The sequence below is a fragment of the Legionella tunisiensis genome (genome assembly GCF_000308315.1).
In the GTDB taxonomy this organism is placed as follows: Bacteria; Pseudomonadota; Gammaproteobacteria; order Legionellales; family Legionellaceae; genus Tatlockia; species Tatlockia tunisiensis.
Genome location: NZ_CALJ01000217.1, coordinates 1 through 2,863 on the forward strand (window position 1 = coordinate 1; position 2,863 = coordinate 2,863).

The window sequence follows — 2,863 nt, forward strand, 5'->3', positions numbered from 1 at the left end:
CAATAGTTCACTATAAGGAATTTTATATAGAAGACTTGGTCCAGTTAAAGGAGCGGGGATATTGGGATCAGCGAGATAAACAAAGGGTTTACCGTTACAATTTTCGGCACCAACAATGAGAAGAGAATGACATCCTTCTCTTTCTTGTCCATCACTTGTCTCGTCAGCAGAATAAATTTTATAATGATTACCATCTACTTCTAGCCTACAATTAGTGCCATCAAATAACACACAAGGCTCAGTGTAGATAACCTGAGGCCCAAACTCTTCAAGTGTTTCCATGAGAGTTTCTATAGGCATTGTGGGATCCCAATCCGATCCTTCTAATTGAAAACAAGATGCAGCAAGATTAAGTACTGCCTGATGGTAGATGGGTGCGAGGCACTCTGGATTATCAAGGTTAAGCCTTAACATGCTACCATAGCTCTGCTTGGAATTAACGACTGATTTTATACTCTCATTAATATAGTTATTAAGCACTTCTTTGGGCTCAAACGAAGTAATGAAAGTTAAACTTGCGATAGTTTTTTGCGCGAGCTTAATCAGATCAATGTTTTCCTTTTGATCTAAAAACTCTTCGAAGTCATCATACTCATATTCGTTATCAATAAATTCCTGGCAAATCTCTTTGTATTGTTGAATTTGGTTTTGGCTTTCGGTAGTGTCTGAAGAGAGTTTTTTAAATGCGGCCAAATTTTTTTCTAATTCTAATAAATAGTCTCTTACTTGAACTACCGTGATTTTTTCAGATCGGAGGTAAAAAATCACGCATTTCTTCTAATAACGATTGACAAATTGGTTTATCAAAATCGATTCTATTTAGCCCACGGCGATAACTAGAAAAACCACTTCAATATGGCGTTCTCTACTAGTCACCGGATATTTATTACCAAAACGAAACCGCAAGGGATTAAAAGCATATAAACCGCAGGTGTTACCCTTTTGTGGTGCCTGGATACGATGCATTTGGGGATTGCCTACATATCTTTTACCGCGTTGAAGATCGATTAAGATAAAACTGTGGGTATTTATAAGAAATTTTGGCATTAAATTTTACTTCTCATTAAAAATTCGAGCAATTATAGCCTATTTATTAACAGAAAATTAAACTTAATTCGTTCCTAATGATTAAATTTTATAACTCTGAATCACTTTCATAGCGGATTTGATTACTTTGTTGACGTTGATGCCACATTAGAGTGCCGCCAATTACAGCCGCTGGCATAATTAAAATATTTACAAAAGGTATAAAGCTTAACAAGCTAATCATAAAACCAAACCCCATAGACAGACTTTTACTCCTTTTATTTGCTTACGCATGATATTAAAATCCACCAAATTATTATCCATAGCGAAATCTTGATATTGCATACTTAACATCCATGCATTAAAAATAAACCATAAAAAGGGCAAAAAAGGATGAAACAGTGGAATAAAAAATAATAAGCATAAACCAATAAAACGAGGTAAATAATAAAAATAAATTGCCCCTGGCGTTTTATACTTTGTACCACCATCGTACTGAAAGGTCTTTCGGGAATAGCTGTGCCATTTAATAAATTTTGCGCTCTCTCCGCCAACAGGCCATTAAACGGAGCAGCAAATACATTAGCCACTACGGAAAAAGTGGATAAAAAAGTAAACAAATAACACAAAAAATAATAGAGTAAATACACTGCTCAGAAAACCAAGCCAATAGGGCAATTGCTTAATGTAATAATCGGTAAATGCAAATAAATAGTGATAACTTAAATAAGCGATACCCCAATAGAGTAAAAAACTGAACAGTAGTGGTAATAATACAAAACGTCTTAATCCACGCTCGGTTAGCGCTTTTAATCCACGAAAAAACAGGATATCCCTGTCAAAAAAGATTTCATCAATTTCGATACCCACTTATAAATACCACACACAGATTAAAACTAGTTGTTAGTCACCTTTTAATCGATTGATAGCAAGACTCTACCTAACTCGCCCTATCTTTGATTACTCGCGCCAGCGTTAAGTGGGTAAAATTACCCATGTTTATTCCACCAACGAAATGGTAAATTATTGAGCATTGCTTTTCAAATTTAGAAAAAGTGTAATAAAATGATGAATTCAACTAGTACGCCAAATGATGATAGTACAACAGCTTCTCCTCATAAAAAAATCATGGTTGCGCAACTGGAGCAATTTTCTCAGTGGCAATGGCTGCCTCATGATCTCTGGAAAGAAATATTGGCTTATGTACAGTATGAATATAATCAGCACTATCATGCTTTTTTCAAGCCAACCTATGCCCGAGTGAATAAGCAGTTTAACCAATATGCCAATTTTTTAATGTCATTTCCCACAGAGAAGAACTATCAATTAATGGTTCATTGTTTAATTGGTAAGGAAGGTGTTGAGCGTTTAATGAGTGTTGCGTTTCCTACCTCCAAAAATAACTATCAGGCTTTGTTTAGCCACATCAGCCTTAAAATGGCTAAAACTGTCCCTGACATATCCTTTGAACCGTTTGAAGCAATTTGTAATGAAAAAGAAAATTTCATTCAGGGTTATGATGATTGGAGCGATGAATTCACCTGCCACAGTCCCTCTGGGCAACTATCAGAGATTAAAAGGGAGGGAGCTATTTAGCCAGCTTTTTGGCCCTGGATGAACAAACAAAAGAGCGGTTAATGGTACTCACTGCCGACAAAAACTATCATTATGTTCTACTGGCTCTGGCTTATATTCAAAAGAATAACTCTTTGGAAAACCTGGAAAAATTAGCCTGTCTTTATGCCGAGACTGGTTTTTGAGAGGAGCCTTATTTATTCTTGAATTTTGTCAAGGATTTGGGATATGGCAAGATTCAAGTCAAGCCAAAACTTTCAGG

Annotated in this window: 5 protein-coding genes and 1 pseudogene; 2 read left to right on the forward strand and 4 right to left on the reverse strand. The window is 35.8% G+C overall.

Annotated elements, in window-relative coordinates; all coding sequences use genetic code 11:
* From BN58_RS25140 to BN58_RS37850, 4 genes and pseudogenes are all read right to left on the reverse strand, one after another.
* A partial coding sequence (locus BN58_RS25140) for a hypothetical protein (protein WP_040916535.1) occupies positions 1–768 on the reverse strand: 768 nt, incomplete at its 3' end.
* A 51-nt stretch (positions 769–819) separates the two neighbouring features.
* Positions 820–1,047: a hypothetical protein gene (locus BN58_RS25145; protein WP_019217177.1), complete on the reverse strand. Its 228-nt coding sequence runs from the start codon at positions 1,045–1,047 to the stop codon at positions 820–822.
* A gap of 88 nt (positions 1,048–1,135) precedes the next feature.
* Positions 1,136–1,285: a hypothetical protein gene (locus BN58_RS34335; protein ID WP_232220597.1), complete on the reverse strand. Its 150-nt coding sequence runs from the start codon at positions 1,283–1,285 to the stop codon at positions 1,136–1,138.
* Positions 1,267–1,896, reverse strand: a pseudogene (locus BN58_RS37850) (EI24 domain-containing protein). Before BN58_RS37850 ends, BN58_RS34335 begins: the two are co-directional and overlap by 19 nt.
* A 195-nt stretch (positions 1,897–2,091) precedes the next feature.
* Between BN58_RS37850 and BN58_RS12875 the strand changes: the two are divergent.
* A complete protein-coding gene (locus BN58_RS12875; protein WP_019217181.1) occupies positions 2,092–2,622 on the forward strand; it encodes a hypothetical protein in 531 nt (176 codons plus the stop codon).
* A gap of 8 nt (positions 2,623–2,630) precedes the next feature.
* A complete protein-coding gene (locus tag BN58_RS30965; RefSeq protein WP_019217182.1) occupies positions 2,631–2,786 on the forward strand; it encodes a hypothetical protein in 156 nt (51 codons plus the stop codon).
* Positions 2,787–2,863 lie beyond the last annotated feature (77 nt).

Bases quoted from the DNA above. Each gene is read 5' to 3' on its own strand.
- BN58_RS25145 (WP_019217177.1), bottom strand. From the start codon at position 1,047: ATGCCAAAATTTCTTATAAATACCCACAGTTTTATCTTAATCGATCTT.
- BN58_RS34335 (WP_232220597.1), bottom strand. From the start codon at position 1,285: ATGGGGTTTGGTTTTATGATTAGCTTGTTAAGCTTTATACCTTTTGTA.
- BN58_RS12875 (WP_019217181.1), top strand. From the start codon at position 2,092: ATGATGAATTCAACTAGTACGCCAAATGATGATAGTACAACAGCTTCT.